Origin of the sequence: Mucilaginibacter endophyticus, from assembly GCF_003351025.1 — a bacterium.
Classification (GTDB): Bacteria; Bacteroidota; Bacteroidia; order Sphingobacteriales; family Sphingobacteriaceae; genus Mucilaginibacter; species Mucilaginibacter endophyticus.
Genome location: NZ_QPCG01000003.1, coordinates 211543 through 237499, shown reverse-complemented (window position 1 = coordinate 237499; position 25957 = coordinate 211543). Strand labels below are relative to the sequence as shown.

Sequence of the window (25957 nt, the reverse complement as noted above, 5' to 3'; positions counted from 1 at the left end):
TGGAAAATTGGCTCGTCGGGAGATGTATCGATGAATGCGGGATTTAAATCGATGTATGAAGAGGTGGGTTAAGAGCGATATAGAAGGAATACCTGTAATATTTAATTACTTTTTCATATTCATTGCCGTTGACTTTAGTCAACGGAATAATGATAGTAAGTAAGTGGCTTTAGCCCAATATAGCTTGATTAGTTTGGCTAAAGCCTTGTTATAAGTTCTGACAACCGTTGACTAAAGTCAACGGCAATGAAATAATCAGAATTTATTGACTAATTGCATCTGGCTAAACCATCGGTACTTGAAGCATCGGCAGGTTTAATGATCAGGGCTTTTTCAAAAAAAGGCTTTGCTTCGGCTTTTTTGCCGGCCATAAGCATAGACCAGCCCAGCATGTGGTTACCGTCATAATCGAAAGGATAAAGCGTTACCACTGTTCTGAAAAGTTTAATGGCAGGTTCGTATTGTTTGCGGTTATAATAAATTACGCCGCCCCAATAATTGGCCTGGGTATTTTGCGGATCTATTTTCAATATGGCAAGATATTGCTCCAGTACCTTATCCCAGCTTTGCAAAAAGGAGAGGGGTTTTACATAGCCAAATTTAGCTTCAACCGAGTTGGGTTTCAGGGTTATGGCCTTTTGGTAATAGCTTTGTGAAGCCGTGTAGTTTTTACTAAGGTAGTTGAGCCAGCCCAGCCTGATGGTTATTTCATAGTTATTTTCCGAATAGTATGGATAGATATCGGCAATGGCGGCTACGTAGTTCTTGTTTAATTCGTTAGCATAACTATTGTGGAAAGCCTTTTGCAGCACCGCGTTTGTTTGCGCCTGCAGTTGTGCTGCAAAAGCAAGTAAAAGTATGGCTGTAAACGTTTTCTTTAAAATTTCCATGTTATGCCTAACGTGACAGAGTTTTGGTTGTACTTAACAGCGCGGTAAATGTCTGTTTTCTTTTCGTAAAAGTAATTTAAATTCAGTAAGGCATGGTTACCTATCTGGTAAAAAACGCTTTCCCCGCATTTAAATTTTGTAGGGTCGATAGAATTATAAACATACAAACCGTCGGCGTCAAGGTAATCATCCTGGTTACCAAAGGTAGCAGCCGATTCCAGCCAGGTTTTATCCAATACCTTAAACCCAACCGACTGGCTATAAATAAAAGTATGAACCCCGCTTAAATTCAGTATAGATGCCCTGCTCATAGTGTATAAATTGAGGTTTCCTAATGGATAAAAATCCACTTTGGCATCATATTGCTTTAAAGTTTTGTCAATCAGCTTTCCCCAGTTAATATCGCCCTGTAAATCAATATAGCGGGTATCATATTTTACACCGAATAAACCAAGATTGCTTTGATTGATATTGCTACGATAGCTGGTATGCAGGTAATGATATGCGCCAATCAGGCTGATGTTTTTCGCCAGTGAATACTTCGCCCTAACATAATATTCGGTTTGTTTGTCAGTTCGGCCAACCTGGTTCTTATAATCAATAAACCCCGACCGGAAAATATTCTGCTTAAAAAATATGAACGACTGATCAAGCTGTAAACGCCAGAACAGCCTCGCCCCAATACCCGCACGCTCAAAAAAACCATTATCCCGCTCGTTATTGGCGGGGAGTTTTATACCGCTTTCCAGGGTTGCGTCAGTTAAGCCGTAAGGAGATAGTTTAATGCCTCGTAAGGTTTCCTGGTCTAAACGCGAGGCGCTGTAGAATGCCGCGCTGTTATTGTTGATATAAGTATTGCAATAATAGTTGTACAGGCGGGCAGTTGTGTTTTGCGGTTCCTTAACTAAAACCCGGTTAAATTGGCTGATGGCCGCTTTGTAATTGCCGGTAAGCATGTAAGCATATCCAACCTTAAAATGCAAAGCCGGCGAGTCGGTGCTATCTGTAACTGTTTTGTTTACAAAGTTGATGAGTTGTTTCCAGTTACCGGCGTTGTAGAGCCGATCGACGGTGCTATCGGGCACAACTACGCCAAGGTCTTGGGCGTGAGCTACAAGAACAGCGAATAGCAGAACAAAAATGATGGTTAATTTTCTGTACTCCATTGTGCTTCAATATGCCGGTTGCTTATGTTTATAATGAAAGCTTGCAGGTTGCCATGTTCAACAAAAATGGTTGCCTCGCTAAGCAGTTTGGTTTTGCCAGCAATTTCCTGGTATTGTCTGGATACAACGTTTAATCCTGTTTTTTTTAACTGGATGCCACTTTTATATTTTATGCTGATAAACCTGTAAAAGGGTGCAGCAAAATCCTGCAGCCAAAGCAGTATTTTATTATTGGTGAGTGGCACCGGCAGTTCGTCGCTGGCCTGGATATACCCCGCATCGTTAAAAATTACTTTATAGGCGGCCAGATAAAAATAATAAAGCAATGATGTTTTATCGCCATAAAAACTGGTGAAGTAAAACATAGTGCCGTTATTAATAAAATAGGCTGCTGCGCCTGTGGTTTTGCTGTAGATATATGATTGGTTTGCCGCGTCTTTAAAAACTTCCCAATCTTCGGTAGTACCGGTTTCGGTACTTAGTTTAGCTACAAAACCCGGTTGCAGGTCGAATGCTTTTTTGAGCGATGCATTGACTTCAAAGTTGCAGAGCACGTCATTTTCATTAGGGATAGCATAGCTTTCAAGACTGTTTTGATGACCCTTTTTGTTGAAATAGTATGCAAACGGGTAGGACAATGTTTTGGAACCGATATATGGGGTCGCCTGCAACTGGAAATGTAAATGCGGTTCCGGCGACCGGCCCGAATTGCCACAAAAACCCAGCAGATCGCCTTGTTTTACGCTATCACCGGGTTTAACTTTTATGGAGTTTTTTTTTAGGTGCGATAATTTGGAGTAAAGGCCTGGAGCATGGTTAATTACTACCGTATTTCCCCAGTTTTCCTTGAGGTTTTCCTCGCCTATGTCATTGTCTTCAATGTGGTTTACCACTTGTTCCACAACGCCATCGGCACAAGCTAATACTGGTTTGTTAAAACAATAAAAATGTTCGGGCAGTGTACCCGGGAATTGATACGTTTTCTGCTCATCATCGGTGATCACAAAATCAAGCGCCTGGCCCCATTCGCCTTTGTGGGTAATAGCACCATTATAGCCTTGGGATACCGTCCAGTAACCCATAAATGGCAGGCTGAGTTTGATATATTTCAGATCGTTCAGCCTGTTTTGCAGGTTTAAAACATGGTAAAGATTTCTCTCCGGAGAGTAATGCTGCACCTTGGTTAATAACAATGTTGAACGATGACCAATCAGCGTTAAGAAATAAAGCAGGCTGATATTGATTACGCAAAACGGCAAGGAGAAAATAGGCAGCACATGGACGGCCATGAGTGTAGTAAGCGCGTTGATGACCACAAATCCAAAAGGAATGCAAAGTACAGCCAGCAGGTAAGAGCGTAGCGAGGGGATAGTAAAAAAACTCCCGATAGCCATTGATGCCATCATTAAGTTAGCACCCAAATGATAATAGCTGATGCCTTCAGGGTAGGTATGGGTGATGCTGTTAAAGCCACAGGCTGCTAAGAAACTAATTACCAGTAAACTAAAAGCAATGCGCGAATGAACCAGTATCCCAATGGCGATAAGCATCCCGGCTATGATATGGTGCTGAAACAGCACCGCGCTCAATGAGCGGAAGAAGAGGCTCAACAACCTGGGCAATGCTGCTGCAAGGTACCCTTCGGCCCCGGCAAGGTTACCCGGACCAGTATAAATTTCCTGGAGTAAAGAACTGCTCTTTTGCAACAGGCCGGTATTAAAAATACTGTTGGATGTGAGTAATACCAGCCAGAATACCAGGATAAAAGGTAAAGAAAGCATCGGCAAGTTCTGTTTACTCAAGCGTTGCGATATGATGAAGGATGCAATAACCACCATGCAGCAGGCAACAACAGTCCAGATTATAAACATCAGGTTAACCTGGAAAAATGCCCCGAATGCAATACCCAGCAACAAACTATTAAAGCTGTAGATTCCCGTGCGGTGATCTTCGCCTGTGAGTTTTAATAGTTTTGTGATTAGTAAGGAAAGCAAAACACAGCCCAGCCCGGCGAAACCGGATACCGGGTTAAAGAAAGAAACCAGCAGTAAAATGATCCCCAATACCCGGTTCTGCGAAAAAAACAGTACCGAATAGGAATTGAGGACCGGTTTTATAAATGCTGAAATTTGCTTCACTTGCTATTGTTTAAATGAGCGGGCACTAATTCCGGTTCGGCAGTATATTCAAGTGTTTCGTTTTTGCGGATGAGATGGGTGCGCAGTTTTTCATCTATTAACACAACCGCGGGTCGTAAAGTGATAAACTGCATCCATTGGGTCATGTTGTAAGCGCCTACTTTATGAACTACCAGCTGGTCGCCGGGATTGAGCGCAGGGAGATTGATACTTTCCCTGATAACGTCGATATTCATACAAAGCGGACCGTAAATCACCATGTTTTCGTTATGCGCCACAAAATCCTGAGCAGGGCTTACCTGGTGTTCATACCAGAAGGAGGTAAACAGGATATTCACCCCAAAATCAACAATTGTAGCGGCCTTGCCGTTAGCCAAACGTTTGTTGGCTATAACTGTGCCCAGCAGGTAACCGGCATCATCTATTAAAACACGGCCGCTTTCCAGTATCAGCAGGGGCAGATCATCATTGGCAAAACCAAAATTGAGCAGGGCAGAGGTAATTACTTCTGCAAAATCATCAACCGTTGGTACGGTATCATTTCCCGGAAGATATGCACCTTTCAGGGTATTGGTTGATGGAAAACCACCACCCAGGTCAAGATATTCTATTTTATGATTTAACTGTGTTTGACAACTTACCGCAAGTTGGGCCAGTTTATTGGCGGCAATTCCGTAAGCATCAGTGGAGAGCATGTAAGTGCCTATATGGCAATGTAATCCTACCAATTGTAAGCTTCCGGAAGTAATGATCTTGTTAATTGCCGACCAGGCCTCTCCGTTTTCGTAATTAAAGCCAAAGCGGTCCCAAAGCGGGTAAACGCCGGTATCCATATTTACGCGGATGGCTACACGTGGTTTATTGCTGAGGTTTTTGCTGAGGCCAAGCAATAGGGTAAGCTCGTCAAAATGATCAATATGGATCATGGAATCGTGCTCAATAGCCAATTGCAAATTATCTGACGATTTGCCGGGGCCGTTAAAGATGATCTTGTTACCGGGTACGCCGTTATCCAAAGCTTTACGGTATTCAAAGCCCGAAACTACCTCGGCCCAGCTGCCTTCCTGGTGAAAAATCTGGCAAACAGCATTGAGGTAATTGGTTTTATAGCTCCATGCAAATTGTACCTTAGGGTAGCGCGTGCTGAAAGCGCGGTAAGCTGCACGGTAATTTCTGCGGATCTGTTTTTCGGATAGTACAAACACCGGCGAGCCATAGTTTTCAATTAAACTTTTAACCGAAACGCCCTCGATGCTTTTAACGGGCTGCACACCGGTGCGGGTACCAAATTTGTTCATGGCACCGGCATGTAGTTTTTTTATATATGGTTTTTGGTATGGCAGCTTTTCCATTGTTATAAATTATAATTCGCCAAATGCCGAGATCTGTTGAAAATCGGCGATATCGGCAATATGGTCCCACGAGTACCGGACAAATAGCTTGCCGGCCTGGTAATCGGTATAAGGCTCAATAGCCTCGCCCAAAGCCATTTTGGCAAGAGCAGCAGGCTGATTTTGCCCGGCAGCAGCCGTTAAATAAACCCATGCCGGAAACCGCGGGTTAATTTCCAGTATATATAAATGCCCCTCGGCGGTGTTCATGATCTCCATTTCGTAACCGCCTTTCCAGTTAGTGGCAAGGGCAAAACTGTTGGCCAGTTGGGTTAGGTTATCATCTTTAATGGTAACGCCCGCCCAGGCCTTTCCTTTATCAGTGATATAGAGCTTACGCATGGCAACAATGCTCACGTTGTTCCCCTGTCCATCGCCCAGCGCTGCGATATTGATCTCGTTCCCCCTGATGTGCTGTTGCGCTATCACCGGTGTGCCCCAGGTGGCATTAAGCTGATGAAAGGCTTTCAAAGCCTGGTCCATGGTGTAAACTATATAAGCCTCGTAAAACTTCCCTTTTATTACCATGGGAAAACTAAACTCAGCAGCGGCTTTCTGCAGATCATCGGCAGTGTACAGCTTATGATCGGCAGGTACATAAAAGCTGTGCTTTGTACCAAAGTCTTTCAAGTGTACCTTATCCCTCAATGCCAGCTGTTGCTGCGTAGGAAGATAGCTTGCTATGCCCATTTGCTTTAACTGTGGCGCTATTTTTATAAAATTGAACAGCTCCGAATCAAAGTTGGGGATCACGAGATCAAGGTTCTCCTGCTGGTTGATATAGGTTAGCCGTTCAATGAGGGCAGCCGTACCTTCGGTTGGATAGGGGATCTGGTAGGTTTTATTTACCAGTTCCTTCAAATAAATCCCCGGTTCCAGCGATTCATATGACAAGCCTATTATGCGCAAATCATCCCCGAAACATTCTTTTAAAGAACGAATAACCGCCATCCCCGGACCCGGATTATCATTGGCATTAAGCCCGGTAACGGCAATACATAAATTAGTGTACTTGTTTGCCATCGTCCTTAAATTTCCAGCAGGTTTGCTTCTTTTAGCTGCAGCATCCAATCGTCCCAATCCCTGTCCAGCTGGTTTTCGCTCACATCGTACCTGTTAAGGATATCCTGTTTGATCTCAGCGTTGGTTTTGCCATTTTTCATGGCCGCAAGCAATTGAGCCGCCATTCCGTTTCCGGAAAACGAATCGCCGGTGGCCGGGTTAAAAATAAACCCATTCTCGCTGGTGGCAATATTGCTTTTGAGTTTCATTTACAGTTGCAGGTTGGTTAAGTAATAAAGGCTAAACTTAGCAGGTTTATATGAGTTTTACAAAAGGGGCCTTATGATGCCATCAGGTATTCTATCCTTGAGGCAAGTACTTCCATATCCAGCGGCTTTACAAATAAGGCATCGCATTTATAGGAATCGGCCTGTGCTTTTTTTGTTTTAAAGGCGGTAACAATGATGATAGGCACATTACACAGTTTTTCGTCATCTTTAAAATCCTGGCACACCAGCTCGCAGTCGGTATCCAGCAGCAAATAATCCAGGATGATCAGGTCGGGGTTAATCACCTTAGCCTTGTCATATATAGCGTTAGGATCATAAGTTAAGTGCACATTAAAATCACCATAATACATAATGTCATCAATTACCGATAACATCCTGCTGTTTTTATCAAGTACTAAAATGGTTTTTTTGTTGCCTGCCGTTTTCATGACTATAAGGATTAGTGTCAATTAATTAATATAAAGGTGAGGCTATTTATGAGGCTTTTAAATAATGTGTCGTTCAATGCCTTCAATGTGCCGATGAATTGATTATTTGTGCCAGTCCTTAATAAAATCGGTATAGTTTGTACCCACAGGCAGCTCAACCTCAGTTAGTTTAACCTTGCGGTTATGGATTGATCTGATCTGGTCGCGTGCTACTACAAAGCTGCGGTGAATACGGATAAACTTTGCCGCAGGCAGCTTTTCAATAGCGCTTTTCAATGGCATAAGGGTAAGTATTGGTTTGGATGCGCCCAACGTATGGATCTTGATATAGTCCTGCATGCTTTCAATGTATTCAATGTCTTTAACATTGATTTTGATGAGCCTGTATTCTGAATGTACATACAGGAAATCACCTTCGCTGGAGGTATCGGTATGCTTGTACTGGTAATAGCCAATAGCTTTTTGCACAGCGGCGCCAAAGCGCAGGTTATTGATTGGCTTCAGCAGGTAATCAACTGCTTCCAGTTCATAACCCTCGTACGCATAGTTTTTATAAGCTGTGGTGAAAATGATCATAGGCTTATCTTCCAGTGATTTTACCAGATCGATACCGGTAATATCGGGCATGTTGATGTCTATGAACAGCACATCCACCTTGTTGCGCTTTAGGTACTCGCCGCCCGATATGGCATCTTCAAAAGTATTAACCAGTGTTAACGCCGGGTATTCGGCTACATATTTTTCAATGATCTGAAGGGCCAATGGCTCGTCATCAATAGCTACACATTTCAGTTGCATAATAAATAGTTTTAACCGTTAATCTCCAGTTCGACAATGAAATTGCCATCTACCGAGTTAATGTCGAGCCGGTGTTTGTTAGGATAGATATGCTGCAGTCGCTGGCGGTTATTGGCAATGCCTATGCCCTTGCGCTCAGTGTCGGGACGTTTTTCAAAAATGGTGTTCTTGCAGATAAACAGCATTTGATTGCCGCTTACCCTCAGGCAAATATTGATAACCGATGGCTGATGCTTGCTAACGCCGTACTTGAACACATTTTCAATAAAGGTCATCAAAACAAGAGGCGGGATTTTTTGATACGTGATCTCGCCTGACACATCAAAATCTAAAGTTGTTTTTTTACCGAGGCGCAGGCGTTGCAGATCGATATAGTCGTTAATGCAATCAATTTCATTTTGCAACAACACAAAATCTTCCGTTACCTCATCGGTTACATAACGCATAATATTCGAGAGCTTCATGATACTTTCGGATGTATGCTCGCTATTGGTGACCGATAGGGCGTAAATGTTATTCAATGTATTGAACAGGAAGTGCGGATTGATCTGCGCTTTTAGAAAAGAAAGCTCGGCATGGGCTTTTTCGGCTTCGGCACGCGTAACCATTTGTTCGGTAAGCTGCCACTTTTGCACTGTAGCTATGGCCACGCTCAAGCCCATTACAATAATGAAAATAAACAGCCCGACCATATCAATATTGCCCGACTGATGGATGAAAATAACCTTGTTAGTGGGTTTAAGGCTCGGGTCCTGCATCCGCAGGTCCTCATGCGGCAATGGGCCGAATGGCATATTTTGCTGATCGGGCGCCGAGGTATCGATACCTGTAGGCGTAATTTGCGGACCTATAGGTTGCGGGTTAGGAACGGCTGCAGTTGCGGGTTTGTTGCTTTTAATAAGGTTGTGCAGCAGCAGGTTATCAAAAGGCTGCAAAAAGTAAACGCAGCCCGAAAGCACCAATACGATAAAACCATACCAGATATATTTTTTGCTGAATACAAACTTTGGCACCAGGTACCAGGCATTCAGGTAAAACATGAAGATATAGGTGAGACAAAACAGCCAGTAATATGGCGAAAACAGTACCGTAAAAGAACCTGCGCTGCTTTGCTGCGTGCGGTTCATGAACAAGAGCGGAAACCCTAAAAATACGAGCCAGCCTGCAGCATGAATAAAAAAAGTAGTTGCTTTTGAGCGGATCATTTGATTTTAGATTCTTTTACTTGTCTACGCCGGTTTAGCATGACCGGTTCGCATTAATAGCATGGATTTAAAATAAAAAAGCACCTGTACTACTGCACAGGTGCTTCATCTTTATGAAAAAAACCTATAATTCAGTGTCCCTGCTCCTGAATTATAAATCAAAGGTGCAGATGGGACATTGTTTTGACAATCATGTGTCGGTGAACCGGGAAATTGTATAGATGAACCGGGCGAGGGGCTATTTTACCAGGAATAACAGGCACGGGTGTAAATAAAAAAAGCTTCCTTGCACTCGCTGCTTGGAAGCTCTAACCTAAACCTTATCACTGATCAAATTATTATTTGATGTTGTAAAGGTAGTCGCGAGGCCGTGACATGAAATTTTGTACCGACGAATAAAGGGATTGAATGGACGGAGTAAGTTTAGCGGGTGTTTTTGTATAGAGCAAAAGATAATGAAATGTAAAACCGCATTAGCCGGAGATAGCGTGCTGGTGTATTCAAGAGGAGGTGGATGAAGTTTTTACGATTTTAGATGTTTACGTTGTTGTGTATTGATTGTAAGGATTTTATGATTGACTTGACGTTTTTTCTGTCTTCGTACAGGGTAATGGGTTGATTGGGCCTACTGTTGATTAAAAGGTAGTTGTCGTCAATAATTATCGTTATCTCTTCGCCCCAGGAAAACCATGACACGCCAGAGGTACATTTGAAATAGCCGCGCTCATAATATCTCACATTATGAAAATGAAGTGATTTTAGTACTTTTTTAAGATTGTTTAATACCTCATCCGTCACCTGATATTTTTCAAACACCTGGTTTTGATACAAACGTTTTATAACAAAAATAAAAAACAGAATGAAAATAGATAACCCGATGGTTCCTGGCATTTTCAATTCATTGTTATGGAATTCAAAGGCGTTATAAAGCATTGTAATAGCCACAAATATGCATCCTAACGGAATAGTTGCAAAAAAATAATGGCGGCAAAAGTCAGAAAACTTTACTGGCCATCTGCCTGATGCCTTGATATTGGCAAGTTCGTTATTGGTCATGGTTAATGCGTTGGGTAAATATAATTCGCAATTTTAAATTTAGCTTTGCTATTAATTAAGCCTAAAATAGTTCCGCCAGGACATTAATAAAATACCAAAAGATAATGAAGCTTCTCTTAACATCCGCGGGAATCAGTAACGCAAGTATCCGAAATGCTTTGATTGAGTTGCTGGGCAAACCAGTTGCTGAAGCAAGCGCCCTTTTTGTACCAACCGCCATATATGGCATCCCGAATGGTGGCGATATTGTACGGAGGGTGATCAATGGCACATTAGGTGACCCTTTTTGCGAATTAGGTTGGAAATCGCTGGGCTTACTGGAACTTACCGCTTTGCCCAGTATCAAGAGAAAGTTATGGGTTGATATGCTTCAGGAGACCGATGCTTTACTTGTAGGTGGCGGCGATTGCCAATACCTAACCTATTGGATGCAGCAATCTGGCCTGACGGAGTTATTACCATCGTTATTGCACAAAATGGTATACGCAGGTCTAAGTGCCGGCAGCATGATCATGACCCGCTATGGAACAACCTACGGACACCATACGTTACCGGCGGACTACAATAAATCGCTGGGATTTGTTGACTTTGCGATTCATCCGCATTTAGATCACGAATGGTTTCCGGAAAATTCTCTGGCCAGTATCGAAAAACTGGCGGCTACCATACCGGTACCTTCGTATGCTATTGATGATCAAACCGCGATTAAAGTTACTGACGTGGGCATTGAGGTAATTACTGAAGGGCATTGGAAGTTATTTAACCCGTGATATCGGTTTTAATACCACCTGCAACTATACACTCATTTGCGGTATATACCCTGCTTTAAACATATTAACAAACGACCGTGGAGTTAATACCTGTAGTTTGTTTGCATCAGGCAGTGCTATCCCTTTTTCATATCCGGCGGGGCTCCATAAGTATAGGTGATCGTCTTTTAACAAATAGGATTGATCGTTATAAATCACAAAAGTACCGTTAGGAAGTGCTTTTATATTTTCCTCGTAGGTGACCTTCGATTTATCGGAGGTAATCCGCTCGGTTTGTAAGATTTCATCTATTTTAGATACCGGCGTTTTCATATCAAATCCATATTGTGGGTTTCCTTTCAGCCAAAACTCTTTAAACCTTTGATGATCCTGATACCGGCATTGAAAGCAGGGGCGGTGACCGGCCGAAAACGCGGTAGCTTCATCCAAAAAGAAAAGTTCTGTCCATCGGTCAGGCTGCATAATTTCACGATGACGGCCCCTAAACTCCAGAACACAGGTTATCCATGCCTTAATTTTAAAGGCACGCACAATTTCCTGATGCTCATTATGTATTACCCCCCGGTTGCCAAGCCACGCACCGCGTTCGGGTGTTTTAATGAGTTGTCCAAATGGGTTTACGCGGTTTTGCAGCATTGTTTTAATCTCTGATGATAACGCTTAAAGCTACATGATTATGTTTAAGAAAGCGCATCGTGAAATATAATGCCCAGGCTATGACGCTTACCGCTATGAACCGGACTTACGCCATGCTTCATGTTCACCCGGTAGTAGCCCTTGCTTCCTTTTACCGGTCGGAAGTTGGTGGTAAATAAAACCATATCGCCCATATCGGGAGTAAGCACATTGGCTTTTGATTGCGCCCGCGGAATCTGTTCTGTGAGCACGAACTCGCCGCCTGTGTAATCGCTGTTATGCTGATCGAGCATAAACACCATCTGGATCGGGAAGTAAACTTCGCCATATAGGTCCTGGTGCAGGGTATTGAAGCCGCCGGTTGCATATTGTAATATTAAAGCCGTTGGTTTGGTTTGCCCCGCTTCATGGCTTAATTGCTTCATTTCTTCGTGTGTTTCCGGAAATTGCTTATCTATCCCAAGTTCTCGCATCCATGCATTTGCAACAGGAACAATGTGAGGGTAAACGCTTTCCCGCAAATCGGTTATCACGGCTGGCAAGGGGTATTTATAATATTTGTATTCGCCGTAGCCAAACCTATAACGTTCCATGTTAACGGTTTTACGGTAAGCATCAGCCTCATAATCACCAATTAATATATCGCAGCTTTTTTCATCCAATACCTGTTTAACAATTACAAAGCCTTTATTATGTAACGTATGATTGATTTGATCCCAATCAAGATTTTTGATCCGATCTTTAAGTGTCTGTTCCAATTTCATTTTTGTTATTTTGAATAATGCCAAAGCTATCGTGAGGGCATTGCGCGGGCAATCCGATTCTTGCGGTGTTTTGCTTTCAATCAATCGATTATAAGTGTTCGGAAGAAATGAAAAAAGTGCGGGATTGTGCGATTCCCTCCCCTGGGAGGGTGTAGGGAGGGGTTTCATCAGTATCCAAATTTTTAAATACGTAGAAACCCCTCCCTGCTATTGCACATCCCGGCGCACCCCTCCCGGGGGAGGGAATGAAAGAATCTTCCAAATGCTTATTTTATTAATTATAAATTATAAGGAGTTTATACCATGGATATTAAAGTAAAACGGGTTTATGAACCTTACGATAAAACTGATGGGGTAAGGATTTTGGTAGACCGCCTCTGGCCGCGCGGAATAAAAAAGGAAGATGCACATATCGACGAGTGGTTTAAAGAGATTGCGCCATCAAACGAGTTAAGGAAATGGTATAATCACGAACCTGAAAAATTTGATGCTTTCAATAAAAAGTATCAAGCCGAAATAAATAGTACAAAGGCATTGGATGAATTGGTTGATTATATTAAAGCGCATAAAACGGTGACACTGGTGTTTTCGTCAAAAGAGCTGAAATTGAATAACGCGGTAGTATTGAAAAGTATAATTGATGATCGTATAGCCTGAAAACTCAGCAAGAATCGGATTGCCCAGGGTTGTCGGGGGCGGTAATTTTGTGTTATAAAAATAAGAGCTCGATTAAATTTATTTAATAATAAGACATTATGAAAACCCAGCAAGAAATAGATTATACTCGCATAGCCGACGCGATAGGCTTTTTTAAAGAGAACTTTAAGGCTCAACCCAAATTGGATGAAGTGGCAGATCACGTTAATTTAAGTCCTTTCCATTTCCAGCGTATGTTTAAGGATTGGGCGGGGGTAACCCCTAAACAGTTTCTGCAATATTTAAGTGTGGAACATGCCAAGGAAATATTGAAACAAGAGGATGCCAATATATTCAATACTGCATTGGAAACCGGCCTTTCGGGGGGCGGCCGCTTGCACGACTTGTTTATTAAAGTAGAAGGTATGACACCCGGCGAATACCGCAACGGAGGTGCCATGCTACAGATCAATTATTCGTTTGCCGATACGCCTTTTGGAAAGGTGATCGTGGCGTCAACTCCTAAAGGCATTTGCCACATGGCTTTTGTTGATGAGGGCGAAGAAAAAGCGTTGGAGCAATTGAAAAAAAGTTTCCCGAACGCCGCATACAAACAGTTAGTCGACAGGATCCAGCAGAACGCCCTGTTTATTTTTACGCAAGATTGGAGCCGACTGGATGCGATCAAGCTGCATTTAAAAGGTACCGATTTCCAGATCAAGGTTTGGGAAACACTATTGAAAGTTCCGGCCGGTGGATTAACCACCTACGCCTCGCTCGCCAAAAAAGCAGGAAGTGAAAATGCTTATCGTGCTGTCGGAACAGCGGTAGGCAGCAACCCGGTAGCCTTCCTGATTCCATGTCATCGTGTAATTAAATCAACCGGCGAAATTGGTCAATACCACTGGGGGAGTAGCCGCAAAAATGCTATTATCGGATGGGAAGCGGCATTAAAGGAAAGGGTTGAGTAAGAGGGGAAATTAACAACTATGTCATTGCGAGCGCAGCGTGGCAATCTTGTAGCCAATGCATGTCCAATCTGCATAGCTACGAGATTGCTTCGTCGTTCCTCCTCGCAATGACACGGGTGTTTTATGATCTTTTTTGAGTTGAGCGAAGCTATTCAATGCCCCACACTCACCACCCGCTTCACCTTCCACTGCCCATCCTGGTATTGCCAAACGTGTACAAACTTCATTACACCCACAATTTGCTTTCCATTTTCGGTATGGGTGAATTTGTGTGTACCCATTTCAATTGCGCCAAAGCCGGGCATAGGATAAACTTCAAGCGTTTCCTTAAGCAGATCACGACGTAAGTCTGCCGCCTGTTTGTTTTCAAAGATACCTTTGAAGCCTGCCATGGTTGCATCGTAGCCTGTTACTCCCTTGCCATCATTATAAAACTCAACATCGGGGGTAAACAGCGTTTTCATCACATCAAGGTTGCGGTTATTAAACGCGTTAAACATTACGCTGTCCATGTGTGCTATAGTATTAAATAATTGCTGATCTTTTGGTTTAAAAGCTGTGGTTTGTGCATTGGTATTGGCTGCAAACAGCATCATAACAATGCCTGTAGCAAATAGGATAAAGGTTGATTTTTTCATCATATTCATTGTATTCAAATATACTGTTATGACGTGCCATGTTAACGTATTGTGACAGTATTATCGCCGGTTTTTATAGCTAAAATTGACACGAGGCACCGCTGCAATTCATAATTAAGTCAAAAATCTCCCGATTAACATATTTTAACGGTTTATGCTTAGCACTGGTGTAATATTTGGACGTCATTTTACGTAACTTTACTTATTAAATAAAGCGCGATGAAAAAGAATATCTTCATTATAGCCATGATGCTTTTAGGCGGTTTGTTTAGTGGCACCGTAAAAGCCCAGCAAACTGCATCGTTAATAGCCGATCAAAACCCGCGTTATATGGAAAGTCAGGCAAAATATATCAGGGTTGCAGATACCCTGAACAGTTTGCACGGCACAACCATACAGAATACCTATAAAGCGTACGACTGGTACGAAGCCAAAATGGAACGCCGTCGTCAAAACCGCGAATGGAGGCATGAGGAACGCATGAACGGATACTATGATTATTCGCCTTCATGGGGTTTATATGGTGGCTACTCTTACTCTCCGTTTCTAAACTATGGCTGGGGTAACCGTTGGGGTGGAAATTACGGTGGCCGTTGGGGCGGTCGTACAAGCATTGGTATCGGCTTTGGCTGGTAACAATTTGGTCAGCATTCAATCTAACATATCATAATTTATAATATATACTACAGATGAAATTCAACAGGATCTTAACAGTTGCTGCAATAGCAGTTTCAGGAATTTTTATAGCTTCATGTTCAAGGCAGGTTACACTCGTTAGCACCGACCAAACTATTGATGTTAGCGGCAACTGGAATAACAGTGATGCACGTATGGCTGCCGATGAGCTTACCGGCAAAATTTTAGGTGCTAACTGGATTGATACTCACGTTAGCGAGCACCAGGGTAAACGCCCGGTAGTTATAGTTGGCTTTGTACAAAACAAAAGCCATGAGCATATTGATGCCGAAACATTCTTAACTGATATCGAAAGCTCATTTATTCAATCGCAAAAAGTGCGGTTGGTACAAGGCGGTAAAAAACGTGAAGAGCTGCGCGCCGAAAAAGCAGATCAGCAAACGAATGCATCTGTATCAACCATGAAAAAATTTGGTTTGGAAAATGGTGCCGATTACATACTGCAAGGTTCAATCAACTCCATTGTTGATGCGCACAAACGCCAGAAAGTTGTTTACTACCAGGTAAACCTGGAGCTTACCAATATCCAGACCAATGAAGTAGTTTGGATAGGCGAAAAGAAAATTGCCAAATACGTTAAAAACTAAAGCCCGTATACATTATTGCCCTGAACATGGTACGCCCGTGTTCGGGGCAGTTTGCATTTAATAATGGTCAACTTACGTACGCATATTCTCCGGGTATTTTCTTTTATCGGGCTGATGCTTTTTTTATCGGCGTGTTCAACCTATAATCAAAGCGTTGCGCCTTATTATAAAAACGTTTCGGCCGGCAACTATCCCCAGGCCGAGAAAGAGCTTGATAAAAACAGCCTGATCCAGGCGCCCCGAAATAAACTCCTGTACCTGATGGAGAAGGGGAGGATTTGCCATTTAAAAGGCGAGTACGAAAACAGCAACAACTACTTTAATCAGGCCGATCAACTGCTTGACGAAGGTTTAACCAGTGCCTCAGACGCTGCGGTTGGTGTTTTGCTAAACTCGGCATCGCAAAAATATAAGGGCGAGGATTTTGAGAAGTTCATGATCCATTACTATAAAGCGCTTAATTATTTATACCTCAATAAAACAGAAGACGCTATAGTTGAGGCCCGCCGCATCACTTTGCAGGCCCAGGAACAAGGTGATAAGTATAACAACAAAGACAGTCGTTATTCAAACGATGCCTTTGCGCTTACGCTGCAGGGTATGTTGTATGAAAGCAACAACGATGTAAACAACGCTTTCATATCGTACAGGAACGCGGCCGAAATTTATCTGAAAAGTCCTGATAAAACTTATTACGGCACTACAATGCCTGTTGAGTTGGAGGAGGACGTGATCCGCACGGCAAAGCTGAATGGTTTTACAACTGAGGCGGATCAGTTTGAAACAACCTTTGGTATCAAATATGAACCCGTAAAGCCATCAGATGGTGGGGAGTTGATCTTTTTTTGGGAAAACGGCCTTGCGCCGGTAAAAACGCAGGTTGATTTATTTTTCAGCCTCATCCGGAATAGTAATGGTGATCTGTTTTTTACCGATGCTGCCGGAGGTATAGTAGTTCCCTTTAATTATGATGGCGACCGGAACAGGGTAAATACCAAATCGGTTGAAAGCCTTCGTGTCGCATTTCCTAAATACGTTGCCCAAACGCCTTATTATTCAAGCGCGAGCATCTCTGTTAACAATCAGGATGCAACCTTGGTTAAAGCCGAGGATATCAATGAGCTGGCATTTAAAACATTGCAACAGCGTGCTTTAAAAGAAATGAGCGGCATCCTGTCGCGGTTGGCGGTGAAAAAAATAGCCGAATATTCATTACGTGCTGCTGCCAAAAGCGATGGCAAAACCAATGGGCTGCTTGAAGGGCTTGGCTATGGCATTCAGCTATACAGCTTACTATCCGAAAAGGCCGACACTCGCAACTGGCAAAGCCTACCTGCTTATATTTCCTACACCCGTGTTCCCTTACAAAAAGGGGATAACCAGGTGCGCATTACCCTCAAAAATGCTCAGGGTGCTACAGAAACTAAAACCATTAATGTGCAAGGTACAGGCAGGTTGCAGTTTTATAATTATGCTACATTGAGATAATCAAAAGTTTCTTCCTTCATTGCCGTTGACTTTAGTCAACGGCTAAAAAAGGGGAGAGGCCATGCTTTAACCCAAAATGTGCTGTATTTCGGCTAAAGCCTTCTCTCATCGCAATTATTCCGTTGACTACAGTCGACGGTAATGAGTTGTTCATTTAATTTCAATGTTTGAAAATAAAAAAGCCACTTGCTTTTAAACAGATGGCTGATTTATGTGATAGGGTTTAGGTTATATATTTACCCTTAAAAACTTCTTTGTGATTCTGTTATAAAAATAGGTTTAAAATTCCCGTCCCAAAATACCCCTTTGTAGGTATATTTTGTCGTTGTAATCCTGTTTATTTCTTACAGCTTGCTAATAAACGGCTAATAATTAAAACAGAGTTTTGTTAGTGATATAGCTTTTTCCACTATATAATGTTGAACGAGGTAATACTAAGAGATGCCCACAAGGGCGATGTTGAAATTATAGCCGATCTCATGACCGATCTTAGCTACCCAACCACGGTAGCTGAGATGCAGGTGCGCATGGAATCTATCTTTGTCCATCCAGATTATAAAACAATCCTGGCAGTTTATAACGATGAGATAGTTGGCATGGCCGGTTTGGTAAAAGGGAATTATTACGAAAAGAATGGCAAATACCTCCGTGTGCTGGCTTTTGTAGTGAAGCAAACCGCACGTAACCTCGGTATCGGTAAAATATTAATTAAAGCCTGTGAAGATTATGCCGTTGAAAACGGCCTGAACACCGTGATCATCAACAGCGGTAACCGTGATGACCGGAAGGTTGCCCATGCCTTTTATCAAAAAATGGGTTATGCTATCCGGTCTTCGGGGTTTGTAAAGCAGGTTTAAGCCAGTTGCTTTTCTGTTACTGATATCAGGTTTACCAGTACGTTTCCGGCAATTTCAACAGCCCCATTATTTTGTATCTCGATGCAGTTTTCAAGATTGGTATTGAGTTCAGCAGTCCGGGCAATACGTTTTGCTATTTCCTCAGCATCTTCACGGCCCCGCACAGCCAAACGGCTTGCAATAATTTCAGGACTGGCCGTTATCAATACTACTTTTAAATCAGGATAAAGGCGTTGCGCAACCGGCAGGTATTCGCGTGAACCATTAACAACCACGTTAAAACCTTTATTAAGCCAGCTGTTTATTTCCTGCCCAATACCATAGTACTTGTCATGGCTGCCCCAGTTTAAAGCAAACATGCCGGCTTTGCTCCTTAACGCAAATTCCTCATTAGTTAAACTAACATGGTTCTCGTTGCCCGAAAACGGCGGTCGGGTAATATACCTGTGCGCAAACACAACATTTTCAGATCCGTTGATCTGTTTGCGGGCGTAATTCATCAAGGTGTCTTTGCCTGCTCCGGATGCGCCAATAACATAAAATAACTTGCTCATGGTTGGGGATATAATGGTTTTATGGTTGAAAGTACCAGGTCGTGTGAATTGCTGTTGATGGAGTTTTTGATCAGCTGGTACGTTTGATCAGCAGCTGCTTTCAGCGCCTCATCTAAGTTTACGGCATTATAAAAATGGTTCAATATAAATGTTGCTAAAAATGCGTCGCCTGTACCACCGTAGTTTTTGGGCAATACATTGTGCCAATAATTATAACATTCATCACCCTTATAATATTGTATGCCTGTTTTATCATCACCGGTTTTAATGCTGGTAATAACCAATTGCGCATTAGGATATTGTTTCCGGAATGCTTCGATATAAAATGTATTGGGTTGGTTGCCATCGGGCTCATGACCAGTAAGGATCTTGATTTCGGTGAGGTTGGGGAAAACCAGGTCGGCAATATTGATAAGTACATGCCAGCGGGCTATTACATCAGCAGGCACATAGGCGCGCCCATGATCGCCACAAACCGGGTCAACAATAATGGTTTTAATGATGCCCCGATAGGTGTTTATCATTTCTGTAATAACATCTACCTGTTCGGCTTTGCCCAGATAGCCTATATAGAGGATCAACTCGAGCTCACGGTTTACGGCCAGTTCAAATGAACTCTGAAGCAATTCTTTAAATGGCACATCAAGCTTTTTAACAAGCGCCATATTGGTAAGGCCGTTTAACATCAGGCTTGGCACCGGTAAAATTCGTTCACCTAAAATAGTAGTGAATGTTTTTAAGCTGGCCGTGCCATGCACCGCGAAACTACTGATAGCTAATACATGCGGTGTTTTCACAATCAGGGTATTACAAGTGTGGTAGTGATGCCAAAATGATCGCTCGGGTACAGGCCGCTTTCTTCATCGGGTACATTTAACACAACTGCCGAGTCGATAAACTGTGGATATTTTTCAGTTCCGGGCAGCGGCAGGGTAAAGATCAAATCTACACACACCTTTTTGTTAGCTTTATAGTAGGCATCAGTAAGGCTATATCTTGGTTCAGCGCCATTACCTTCTGTGTAACAGTCGGCAGCGCTTGATAATGCTCTGAAAGCCATAACCGCCTCAGAATCGGGTGTAGCATTAAAATCGCCGCAGATAATATGATACGGATGGGCTGCGTTGGCATTGACAAAACCGGCAAGCGCTTCGGCCTGGGCTTTTCTTAAACCTTTATTGTTGCCTAAATGCGTAAGATGGGTTGTGGTAATGGTAACGTTTTTTCCAGATGGCAGATTTGCAGTTACCTGGAAAGCCTTGCGGTCGTTATCTTCGGGTACTACAGGCAAATCAAAACCGCCGGTTTCGGCAAGTGGATAAACGGATAATATACCAAGCCCGGACGTGCTGTTAACCATCCTGCCCTCAAACAGGCGTTTTTTTGATCGGCCAGGTAAAAAACTGTAGTTCATATTTAATTCGTTAGCCAGAAACTTCAGTGTATCAGCATTAGCTTCTTCGCTGTAAAAGCATTCCTGGCAGGCTATAACATGGGGTTTTAATTGTTTAAGTTGTTTGGCAAGTATGCCCATGCGCACCCGGTATTCACCATCACATTTCCACGTATTTATGGTGATAATTTTAACATTTTCCACATCAGCAATATCAGCAATCTAAATTGTACAATCAACATTCGTTAATTATTAGCTGATGATTAGTTTTTAATTAAAGTTGGTGTTTGGCCTCAACTAAAACAATGGGCTTGCTGAAAATATGCCGACTGATCTTTAAAGTATTAGTGAATGGTTAGCTAATGGTTTGATTTGTGTTTTATGTGGTTTAATTTAACAGAAAATTCACGTTTTATTATTAGGATTTAACAATGCGCTAATCTTTTCTTCACCTGTGTTGAGTAATATCGTATGGTAAAACGGCGGTATGAAGAAACACAGGCTGGTAATTATTGACGATCATTATGATATCCTCGAAATCCTGAAATATAATATGATGCAGGAAGGGTACGAGGTGAAAATGTTCTTCAACGCGGTTGATGCCCTTAAATATATTAATGCCGATAATACCGACCTGTTGGTTACCGACTGGATGCTGCCCGAAATGGACGGCCTGGAGCTTTGCCGTAACCTTAAAATGAGCCCCGCCACCCGTGATATTCCGTTAGTAATGCTCACCGGTAAAAACGATGAAATAGACGCCGTTACCGCCCTTGAAGTAGGTGCCGAAGATTACGTAACCAAACCCATCCGTATGCGCGAGCTGATGAGCCGTGTAAAAAAGATTCTCCGCCGAAAGAATACCGATGATACCAACAATGCCCGCAAGGAAGTAAAAGAAACCATCGAATGCGGTGTACTACGGATGAACCTGGTGAGTTACAAGGTTTATATTAGCAATGAATTGTTGGAACTCACCATAGGCGAATTTAAATTGCTCGAGCTACTGGCCAAGCAGCCCGGTAAGGTTTTTTCCCGCAACCAGATCATCGAGCGTATTAACGGTTCACAATACTTCGCTACCGAACGCTCTATTGATGTGCAGATAGCGGGCTTACGGAAAAAATTGGGAGAATATAAAGATGCTGTGGAAACGGTAAGGTCGGTAGGATACAGGTTTAACGAGCGGTTTGTGTGAACCTGAACATTGATTTTTAGGATTTGAAGATTACCATGAACTCCCCCGGCGGCCGTGTCCTCACGGTCGCATGCTCGCATTTGTCTGAACTCGAATTAAACGAATTATTGGAATTTAAAGAATTGACTTAGCATTCTGTCAATTCTTTAATTCAATAAATTCCGGTTCAGACAAATATTCAGATAAGTGCGTTAGGGATAGAAGCGGATACCGGCCCGTGTTTATAAGTACCCCTTTTTCATTCGTATGCTCGCATTTCTCTGAACCCGAATTAAACGAATTAAGGAATTAACAGGATGCCAGGTAAATTCGACAAATTCAAATGATTCGTTTAATTCGAGTTCAGACGTTCAAACTCGCCCTTTAGGGGGCCGGGGGCTAACAATCCCCTAACAAAACAATATCCCTTCCCTAATTATTCGCAAATAATTGCGGCCTAATTTTGATTCAAATCATTAAGCCCGATGGAAGAACAGGATTTTATATTATGCGAGTGCGAACTTGAACCACTCAGGGATTTCGTAGCCTCCCTTGAAGGTAATTTTGAAGTTGTAATTGCCAAAGCCCCCTCAACCTGCATGACCATGATCCAGGCCGAAGATTCGGTCGAGTTCCAGGATTTTTATTTGGGCGAGGCCCTGACTACCGAATGCGAGTTGGTTGTGAATGGCCAACGCGGGTATGGCATTTGCCTTGGCGACGAGCCTGTACGTGGTTATTGCATAGCATTTATTGATGCCTTAACTCAGCTACCGGGTGCCGACCTGAAAGATATTGAGGCTTTTTTAACTCAACAATATCAACTGATCAAACAGGCAGAGCAACTGGAATATAACCAGATCATGCGTACCCGGGTTGATTTTAAACTGATGGAACAGGAATAATATGCAAACAGAACTACATTACGATACCGTTTTTGACGAGCAGCAGCATTTCAGGCTGTTGCTTGATAGTATGGCCCGTCCGGGTAAGATCAATACTTTTCCCGCTATGGAAATTATGCCGCCGGTTGGTTTAAACCAGGCATCGGCGCTTACTGGTTTTGCTTTGCTTAACGCCGATACTTCCTATCACATAGCCGGTTATAATGGTGCCGATATAGCACAATATTTACTGGTAAACACAGCCTCGCAGCAGGCAAGTATCGATACTGCCGAATACATCTTTCTGCCCGAAAACCACGACGGCAGGGGTTTGGAAAAAGCCCGTGTAGGTACGCCGGTTTATCCTGAAGATAGCGCTACACTAATTGCTGAAGCAGAGCTGATCAGCGAACAGGTTGTTGAAAATAGTTTGGGCATTACACTGAAAGGTCCTGGTGTTAACGGTGAGGCACGGGTTTTTGTAAGCGGTATAAACCCGGCATTGCTTGAATATTTGAAAGAGCAGAATGTTGAATATCCTTTAGGTATCGACCTGATTGTTACCGACAAGCAAAATAACCTGTTCTGCATTCCCCGCAGCAATGCTTTCACTTATATTAAAACAAACTAAACCATGGGATACGTAGCAGTAAAGGGGGGCACCGAAGCCATCCACAACGCAAGTGAGCTGGCCGAGTTTTACCGTGTTAAAGGAGATACAACCCCTATTGATATAAAACAGATCCGGGCGCAAATGCGCCTGGCTATTGACAAAGTGATGGGCGAGGGCGGCATTTACGCTCCTGAATATGCAGCCATAGCTTTAAAACAGGCCGAAGGTGATGTATACGAAGCCGCTTTTATATTGAGGGCTTTCCGTACTACTTTGCAGCGTAACTATTATTCGCAGGTGATCAACACCCGCGAGATGTTTGTAAAACGCAAGATCTCGGCATCGTTCCGTGAAATTCCGGGCGGACAGATATTGGGGCCTACGAGGGACTATACCCAGCGCACGCTTGATACTGCCAAGGCTACTGAAACGGTTATCGATATCAAAACATTTTTAGATGGCTTTGATGCTAAGATTGATCCTGAAAAACTGGAAGGCATCAGCACTTTTGGTAAAGTGATTGACCTGTTACAGCAGGAAGGCCTGCTGGCCCCGGTTGACCCAACTGAAGACCGCAGCCTTGTTGACATTACCCGCGAAGCTATCAAATTTCCGGCCCCACGGTCGGCCAGGTTGCAGATGATGGCCCGTGCCGAGACCGGTGGTTTAATGGCTTTGGGTTACAGCAGTCAGCGCGGTTTTGGCGCGGTACACCCCACAGTCGGCGAGCTTCGTTATGGCACCGTGCCTGTACGTGTAAAAGACGCTGGTGGCCGCAACCGCTACATCGGCAAAATTGAGGTTACCGAAAATGAGATGATCACGGGCAGCAAACCTGCAAAAAAAGGAACGCCGCCATATTTTACCATTGGTTATGGATTATGCTTCGGCCATAACGAAACCAAAGTGATTTGCATGAGCACGCTGGATACGGCTATGCGCCGCCCCGAAATGGGTGCCCCGGCAAATGACCAGGAGTTTGTTTTATACCATACTGAAGGTGTTGAAGCCATGGGCTTTACCAACCACCTCAAGCTGCCGCATTATGTTACCTTCCAGTCAAGCCTGAGCAATACCCGTGCTGCGGTGGAGCGTAACAACAAAACTAATAAAGAGGTTGAACAGCAAATGATCCAGATGCAATCGGTTTAAAAGCTTTACGTCATGATTGAAAATACCAAGTATACCAACAAATACAATTTTGCCTTTATTGACGAGGCTACCAAAAAGGAGATCCGCCGTAAGCTATTGAAAGCTGTGGCAATCCCTGGACACCAGGTGCCGTATTCGTCGCCCGAAATGCCTATTTCGCGCGGATGGGGTACGGGAGGCTTGCACATTACCCTGGCTGTTATCGGCAAGGAAGATGTGTTCAAGATCATTGACCAGGGTAGCGATGCCAGCGTTAACGCCTGTAACCTGCGCGAGTTTGTAAACGGGATGACAGGTTGCAAAACAACCTTTGATACAGCCGAGGCAACCCTGATTCAAACCCGCCATCGCATCACCGAAGAAGAACTTACCGATAAACAGATCATCGTTTTCCAGGTGCCCTTGCCCGAGCCTTTGCGCATGGTTGAACGTTACGAGTATAAGACCTTACAAATGCATGCCGAGGCCGATTATGCCAAAATGTATGTATCACTTTATGAATCATATGTACGCCATGGGGCTATCATGCAGGGTGCGGGTTATCCGGTTATGGTTAATGGCAGATATATCATGTCGCCATCGCCGATACCACGCTGGGATACACCCAATCTGAACCAGGCTCAAACGCTGTTTTTGTTTGGTGCCGGTCGGGAAAAACGCCTTTACGCTGTACCTCCTTTCACTGATGTTGAGCCGTTGGAGTTTGAGGATGTGAATTTTGAAATTGAAGATTTCAGCAAAAGCGAGTGCTACAAAACCGGTTATAAAAAGGCTTTCCTTGATGAGATCTACTCGGACGAGGGCGAGCGCAAATTTGTGATCAGCGACAGCAACTTCCTGGATAAAAAGAGCGAAAAGCAGGAAACCCATCAATACAGCAATAAATACATAGACCAACTGCAAGAATATGGCCTTTAACGAGGATAACTGGTTGCTGCGTGTGCGCAATCTTACCAAAATATACGGTGAGCCAAACGACCGTACACTGGATTTAACCGGTCCGGAGTTTGGCTCCAACATCTGCCCTGAAACAGAAAGTATTGTAGCATGTGCCGATATCAGCTTTGACCTTTATCCCGGCGAAGTGTTGGGCATTGTAGGCGAAAGCGGATCGGGTAAGAGTACGGTTGTTAAAATGCTGTATTTTGATTTGGAAAAAACTTATGGCTCTGCCTGGTTGAAACCATATAATGATGGCCTGCTGGATATCCTGGAAGAATCAAACCAGCGCAAACGCTATATCCGCAATACCCTGATGGGCATGGTATACCAGAACCCGCGCGATGGGTTAAACTTTGGCTTTTCGTCAGGCGGTAATATCGCCGAAAAGCTGATCATGGCCGGGCAGATGAATGTTGCCAGTATTCGTGAAAGGGCTTCAGATCTGCTTAATAAAACCGAGGTGCCTGTTCAGCGTATGGATAACCGCCCGGGTACATTTAGCGGGGGGATGCAGCAAAGGGTGCAGATCTCTAAAGCCATCGCCAATAACCCGCCATTATTGTTTTTGGATGAGGTGACTACCGGTTTAGACGTATCTGTACAAGCCAAGGTGCTCGATCTGATCCGCGAGTTACAAACCGATTTGGGCATAGCCATGATCGTGGTATCGCATGACCTTTCGGTTATCCGGATGCTTACCGATAGGGTAATGGTAATGAAAAACGGTCGGATTGTAGAAAGCGGCTTAACCGACCAGATCTTGCAGGACCCGCAACATGAATATTCGCAGCTGCTGGTTAGCTCGCTGTTGTAAATGAAATTTTCAAATCATCTG

The 25957-nt window shown here is 43.4% G+C and carries 29 protein-coding genes; 13 read left to right on the top strand and 16 right to left on the bottom strand.

Translation table 11 applies throughout. The features are described 5' to 3' along the window. Positions 1 to 269 precede the first annotated feature (269 nt). The 10 genes from DUL71_RS14405 to DUL71_RS14360 all read right to left on the bottom strand — a co-directional run bounded on the left by DUL71_RS14405 (position 270) and on the right by DUL71_RS14360 (position 10364). Positions 270 to 890 carry a tetratricopeptide repeat protein gene (locus DUL71_RS14405; protein WP_114938776.1) on the bottom strand — a complete coding sequence of 207 codons (621 nt, stop codon included), beginning with the start codon at positions 888 to 890 and terminating at the stop codon, positions 270 to 272. Then, positions 878 to 2056 (bottom strand): tetratricopeptide repeat protein, encoded by a 1179-nt coding sequence (locus DUL71_RS14400; protein ID WP_114938775.1) that lies wholly within the window; start codon positions 2054 to 2056, stop codon positions 878 to 880. Before DUL71_RS14400 ends, DUL71_RS14405 begins: the two co-directional genes overlap by 13 nt. Then, positions 2038 to 4194: an urea transporter gene (locus DUL71_RS14395; RefSeq protein ID WP_114938774.1), complete on the bottom strand. Its 2157-nt coding sequence runs from the start codon at positions 4192 to 4194 to the stop codon at positions 2038 to 2040. The genes DUL71_RS14400 and DUL71_RS14395 overlap by 19 nt, the downstream gene beginning before the upstream one ends. Further along, entirely contained in the window at positions 4191 to 5546 is a 1356-nt protein-coding gene (locus DUL71_RS14390; RefSeq protein ID WP_114938773.1) for a type III PLP-dependent enzyme domain-containing protein, read from the bottom strand. The genes DUL71_RS14395 and DUL71_RS14390 overlap by 4 nt, the downstream gene beginning before the upstream one ends. A gap of 9 nt (positions 5547 to 5555) precedes the next feature. Beyond that, the gene (locus tag DUL71_RS14385; RefSeq protein WP_114938772.1) at positions 5556 to 6608 is read right to left on the bottom strand and encodes an ATP-grasp domain-containing protein; all 1053 of its coding nucleotides are present in this window, start codon (positions 6606 to 6608) and stop codon (positions 5556 to 5558) included. Between the two features lie 5 nt (positions 6609 to 6613). After that, positions 6614 to 6856, bottom strand: coding sequence for a PqqD family protein (locus DUL71_RS14380; protein WP_112569447.1), 243 nt, complete (start codon positions 6854 to 6856; stop codon positions 6614 to 6616). 71 nt (positions 6857 to 6927) lie between these two features. Beyond that, a complete protein-coding gene (locus DUL71_RS14375; protein WP_112569450.1) occupies positions 6928 to 7305 on the bottom strand; it encodes a response regulator in 378 nt (125 codons plus the stop codon). A gap of 102 nt (positions 7306 to 7407) precedes the next feature. After that, positions 7408 to 8103: a LytR/AlgR family response regulator transcription factor gene (locus tag DUL71_RS14370; protein WP_114938771.1), complete on the bottom strand. Its 696-nt coding sequence runs from the start codon at positions 8101 to 8103 to the stop codon at positions 7408 to 7410. A gap of 11 nt (positions 8104 to 8114) precedes the next feature. After that, on the bottom strand, positions 8115 to 9308 hold the full coding sequence (locus tag DUL71_RS14365) for a sensor histidine kinase (protein ID WP_114938770.1): 1194 nt from the start codon (positions 9306 to 9308) through the stop codon (positions 8115 to 8117). 531 nt (positions 9309 to 9839) lie between these two features. Next, complete coding sequence (locus DUL71_RS14360) at positions 9840 to 10364, bottom strand: hypothetical protein (RefSeq protein ID WP_114938769.1); 525 nt, start codon at positions 10362 to 10364, stop codon at positions 9840 to 9842. Positions 10365 to 10468: 104 nt separating this feature from the next. On the opposite strand from DUL71_RS14360, the gene DUL71_RS14355 reads away from it, so the two are divergent. Continuing rightward, complete coding sequence (locus DUL71_RS14355; RefSeq protein WP_114938768.1) at positions 10469 to 11134, top strand: Type 1 glutamine amidotransferase-like domain-containing protein; 666 nt, start codon at positions 10469 to 10471, stop codon at positions 11132 to 11134. A gap of 24 nt (positions 11135 to 11158) precedes the next feature. Here the strand turns inward: DUL71_RS14355 and DUL71_RS14350 are convergent, their stop codons facing one another. Next, the gene (locus tag DUL71_RS14350) at positions 11159 to 11770 is read right to left on the bottom strand and encodes a hypothetical protein (RefSeq protein WP_114938767.1); all 612 of its coding nucleotides are present in this window, start codon (positions 11768 to 11770) and stop codon (positions 11159 to 11161) included. A gap of 44 nt (positions 11771 to 11814) precedes the next feature. Continuing rightward, positions 11815 to 12534, bottom strand: coding sequence for a 2OG-Fe(II) oxygenase (locus DUL71_RS14345; protein ID WP_114939186.1), 720 nt, complete (start codon positions 12532 to 12534; stop codon positions 11815 to 11817). Between the two features lie 303 nt (positions 12535 to 12837). Between DUL71_RS14345 and DUL71_RS14340 the strand changes: the two genes are divergently transcribed. After that, a complete protein-coding gene (locus DUL71_RS14340) occupies positions 12838 to 13191 on the top strand; it encodes a DUF488 domain-containing protein (RefSeq protein WP_208645559.1) in 354 nt (117 codons plus the stop codon). Between the two features lie 98 nt (positions 13192 to 13289). Beyond that, positions 13290 to 14141, top strand: coding sequence for a methylated-DNA--[protein]-cysteine S-methyltransferase (locus tag DUL71_RS14335; protein ID WP_114938766.1), 852 nt, complete (start codon positions 13290 to 13292; stop codon positions 14139 to 14141). Between the two features lie 152 nt (positions 14142 to 14293). Here the strand turns inward: DUL71_RS14335 and DUL71_RS14330 are convergent, their stop codons facing one another. After that, entirely contained in the window at positions 14294 to 14782 is a 489-nt protein-coding gene (locus DUL71_RS14330; RefSeq protein ID WP_161964441.1) for a nuclear transport factor 2 family protein, read from the bottom strand. Positions 14783 to 14998: 216 nt separating this feature from the next. On the opposite strand from DUL71_RS14330, the gene DUL71_RS14325 reads away from it, so the two are divergent. The 4 genes from DUL71_RS14325 (at position 14999) to DUL71_RS14310 (ending at position 18407) form a co-directional block, all read left to right on the top strand. Beyond that, the gene (locus DUL71_RS14325; protein WP_114938764.1) at positions 14999 to 15415 is read left to right on the top strand and encodes a hypothetical protein; all 417 of its coding nucleotides are present in this window, start codon (positions 14999 to 15001) and stop codon (positions 15413 to 15415) included. Between the two features lie 53 nt (positions 15416 to 15468). Further along, entirely contained in the window at positions 15469 to 16062 is a 594-nt protein-coding gene (locus DUL71_RS14320; protein ID WP_114938763.1) for a penicillin-binding protein activator LpoB, read from the top strand. A 114-nt stretch (positions 16063 to 16176) separates the two neighbouring features. Next, complete coding sequence (locus tag DUL71_RS14315) at positions 16177 to 17550, top strand: COG3014 family protein (protein ID WP_244228755.1); 1374 nt, start codon at positions 16177 to 16179, stop codon at positions 17548 to 17550. 416 nt (positions 17551 to 17966) lie between these two features. Continuing rightward, the gene (locus DUL71_RS14310; protein WP_114938761.1) at positions 17967 to 18407 is read left to right on the top strand and encodes a GNAT family N-acetyltransferase; all 441 of its coding nucleotides are present in this window, start codon (positions 17967 to 17969) and stop codon (positions 18405 to 18407) included. On the opposite strand, the gene phnN is transcribed toward DUL71_RS14310, so the two are convergent. The 3 genes from phnN to DUL71_RS14295 are packed head-to-tail and all read right to left on the bottom strand — an operon-like array spanning position 18404 to position 20558. Next, positions 18404 to 18961, bottom strand: coding sequence for a phosphonate metabolism protein/1,5-bisphosphokinase (PRPP-forming) PhnN (gene phnN / locus DUL71_RS14305; protein WP_114938760.1), 558 nt, complete (start codon positions 18959 to 18961; stop codon positions 18404 to 18406). The two genes, DUL71_RS14310 and phnN, sit on opposite strands and share 4 nt — an antisense overlap. Further along, positions 18958 to 19758, bottom strand: a complete 801-nt coding sequence (locus tag DUL71_RS14300) for a bifunctional hydroxymethylpyrimidine kinase/phosphomethylpyrimidine kinase (protein WP_114938759.1) — start codon at positions 19756 to 19758, stop codon at positions 18958 to 18960. Before DUL71_RS14300 ends, phnN begins: the two co-directional genes overlap by 4 nt. A 2-nt stretch (positions 19759 to 19760) precedes the next feature. Beyond that, the gene (locus tag DUL71_RS14295; RefSeq protein ID WP_114938758.1) at positions 19761 to 20558 is read right to left on the bottom strand and encodes an endonuclease/exonuclease/phosphatase family protein; all 798 of its coding nucleotides are present in this window, start codon (positions 20556 to 20558) and stop codon (positions 19761 to 19763) included. Positions 20559 to 20841: 283 nt separating this feature from the next. Between DUL71_RS14295 and DUL71_RS14290 the strand changes: the two genes are divergently transcribed. The 6 genes from DUL71_RS14290 to DUL71_RS14265 all read left to right on the top strand — a co-directional run bounded on the left by DUL71_RS14290 (position 20842) and on the right by DUL71_RS14265 (position 25936). Continuing rightward, complete coding sequence (locus DUL71_RS14290; protein ID WP_114938757.1) at positions 20842 to 21552, top strand: response regulator; 711 nt, start codon at positions 20842 to 20844, stop codon at positions 21550 to 21552. Between the two features lie 464 nt (positions 21553 to 22016). Beyond that, complete coding sequence (locus tag DUL71_RS14285; protein WP_114938756.1) at positions 22017 to 22436, top strand: phosphonate C-P lyase system protein PhnG; 420 nt, start codon at positions 22017 to 22019, stop codon at positions 22434 to 22436. Between the two features lies 1 nt (position 22437). Continuing rightward, a complete protein-coding gene (gene phnH / locus DUL71_RS14280) occupies positions 22438 to 23046 on the top strand; it encodes a phosphonate C-P lyase system protein PhnH (RefSeq protein WP_114938755.1) in 609 nt (202 codons plus the stop codon). A gap of 3 nt (positions 23047 to 23049) precedes the next feature. Continuing rightward, positions 23050 to 24180, top strand: a complete 1131-nt coding sequence (locus DUL71_RS14275; RefSeq protein ID WP_114938754.1) for a carbon-phosphorus lyase complex subunit PhnI — start codon at positions 23050 to 23052, stop codon at positions 24178 to 24180. Between the two features lie 12 nt (positions 24181 to 24192). Next, entirely contained in the window at positions 24193 to 25098 is a 906-nt protein-coding gene (locus tag DUL71_RS14270; RefSeq protein WP_114938753.1) for an alpha-D-ribose 1-methylphosphonate 5-phosphate C-P-lyase PhnJ, read from the top strand. Then, positions 25088 to 25936, top strand: a complete 849-nt coding sequence (locus DUL71_RS14265) for an ATP-binding cassette domain-containing protein (protein WP_114938752.1) — start codon at positions 25088 to 25090, stop codon at positions 25934 to 25936. Before DUL71_RS14270 ends, DUL71_RS14265 begins: the two co-directional genes overlap by 11 nt. Positions 25937 to 25957 lie beyond the last annotated feature (21 nt).

Excerpts from the sequence above, each read along its gene's own strand:
- DUL71_RS14405 (WP_114938776.1), bottom strand. The coding sequence starts at position 890 with ATGGAAATTTTAAAGAAAACGTTTACAGCCATACTTTTACTTGCTTTT.
- DUL71_RS14400 (WP_114938775.1), bottom strand. The coding sequence starts at position 2,056 with ATGGAGTACAGAAAATTAACCATCATTTTTGTTCTGCTATTCGCTGTT.
- DUL71_RS14390 (WP_114938773.1), bottom strand. The coding sequence starts at position 5,546 with ATGGAAAAGCTGCCATACCAAAAACCATATATAAAAAAACTACATGCC.
- DUL71_RS14385 (WP_114938772.1), bottom strand. The coding sequence starts at position 6,608 with ATGGCAAACAAGTACACTAATTTATGTATTGCCGTTACCGGGCTTAAT.
- DUL71_RS14380 (WP_112569447.1), bottom strand. The coding sequence starts at position 6,856 with ATGAAACTCAAAAGCAATATTGCCACCAGCGAGAATGGGTTTATTTTT.
- DUL71_RS14375 (WP_112569450.1), bottom strand. The coding sequence starts at position 7,305 with ATGAAAACGGCAGGCAACAAAAAAACCATTTTAGTACTTGATAAAAAC.
- DUL71_RS14370 (WP_114938771.1), bottom strand. The coding sequence starts at position 8,103 with ATGCAACTGAAATGTGTAGCTATTGATGACGAGCCATTGGCCCTTCAG.
- DUL71_RS14365 (WP_114938770.1), bottom strand. The coding sequence starts at position 9,308 with ATGATCCGCTCAAAAGCAACTACTTTTTTTATTCATGCTGCAGGCTGG.
- DUL71_RS14360 (WP_114938769.1), bottom strand. The coding sequence starts at position 10,364 with ATGACCAATAACGAACTTGCCAATATCAAGGCATCAGGCAGATGGCCA.
- DUL71_RS14355 (WP_114938768.1), top strand. The coding sequence starts at position 10,469 with ATGAAGCTTCTCTTAACATCCGCGGGAATCAGTAACGCAAGTATCCGA.
- DUL71_RS14350 (WP_114938767.1), bottom strand. The coding sequence starts at position 11,770 with ATGCTGCAAAACCGCGTAAACCCATTTGGACAACTCATTAAAACACCC.
- DUL71_RS14345 (WP_114939186.1), bottom strand. The coding sequence starts at position 12,534 with ATGAAATTGGAACAGACACTTAAAGATCGGATCAAAAATCTTGATTGG.
- DUL71_RS14340 (WP_208645559.1), top strand. The coding sequence starts at position 12,838 with ATGGATATTAAAGTAAAACGGGTTTATGAACCTTACGATAAAACTGAT.
- DUL71_RS14335 (WP_114938766.1), top strand. The coding sequence starts at position 13,290 with ATGAAAACCCAGCAAGAAATAGATTATACTCGCATAGCCGACGCGATA.
- DUL71_RS14330 (WP_161964441.1), bottom strand. The coding sequence starts at position 14,782 with ATGATGAAAAAATCAACCTTTATCCTATTTGCTACAGGCATTGTTATG.
- DUL71_RS14325 (WP_114938764.1), top strand. The coding sequence starts at position 14,999 with ATGAAAAAGAATATCTTCATTATAGCCATGATGCTTTTAGGCGGTTTG.
- DUL71_RS14320 (WP_114938763.1), top strand. The coding sequence starts at position 15,469 with ATGAAATTCAACAGGATCTTAACAGTTGCTGCAATAGCAGTTTCAGGA.
- DUL71_RS14315 (WP_244228755.1), top strand. The coding sequence starts at position 16,177 with ATGCTTTTTTTATCGGCGTGTTCAACCTATAATCAAAGCGTTGCGCCT.
- DUL71_RS14310 (WP_114938761.1), top strand. The coding sequence starts at position 17,967 with ATGTTGAACGAGGTAATACTAAGAGATGCCCACAAGGGCGATGTTGAA.
- phnN (WP_114938760.1), bottom strand. The coding sequence starts at position 18,961 with ATGAGCAAGTTATTTTATGTTATTGGCGCATCCGGAGCAGGCAAAGAC.
- DUL71_RS14290 (WP_114938757.1), top strand. The coding sequence starts at position 20,842 with ATGAAGAAACACAGGCTGGTAATTATTGACGATCATTATGATATCCTC.
- DUL71_RS14285 (WP_114938756.1), top strand. The coding sequence starts at position 22,017 with ATGGAAGAACAGGATTTTATATTATGCGAGTGCGAACTTGAACCACTC.
- phnH (WP_114938755.1), top strand. The coding sequence starts at position 22,438 with ATGCAAACAGAACTACATTACGATACCGTTTTTGACGAGCAGCAGCAT.
- DUL71_RS14275 (WP_114938754.1), top strand. The coding sequence starts at position 23,050 with ATGGGATACGTAGCAGTAAAGGGGGGCACCGAAGCCATCCACAACGCA.
- DUL71_RS14270 (WP_114938753.1), top strand. The coding sequence starts at position 24,193 with ATGATTGAAAATACCAAGTATACCAACAAATACAATTTTGCCTTTATT.
- DUL71_RS14265 (WP_114938752.1), top strand. The coding sequence starts at position 25,088 with ATGGCCTTTAACGAGGATAACTGGTTGCTGCGTGTGCGCAATCTTACC.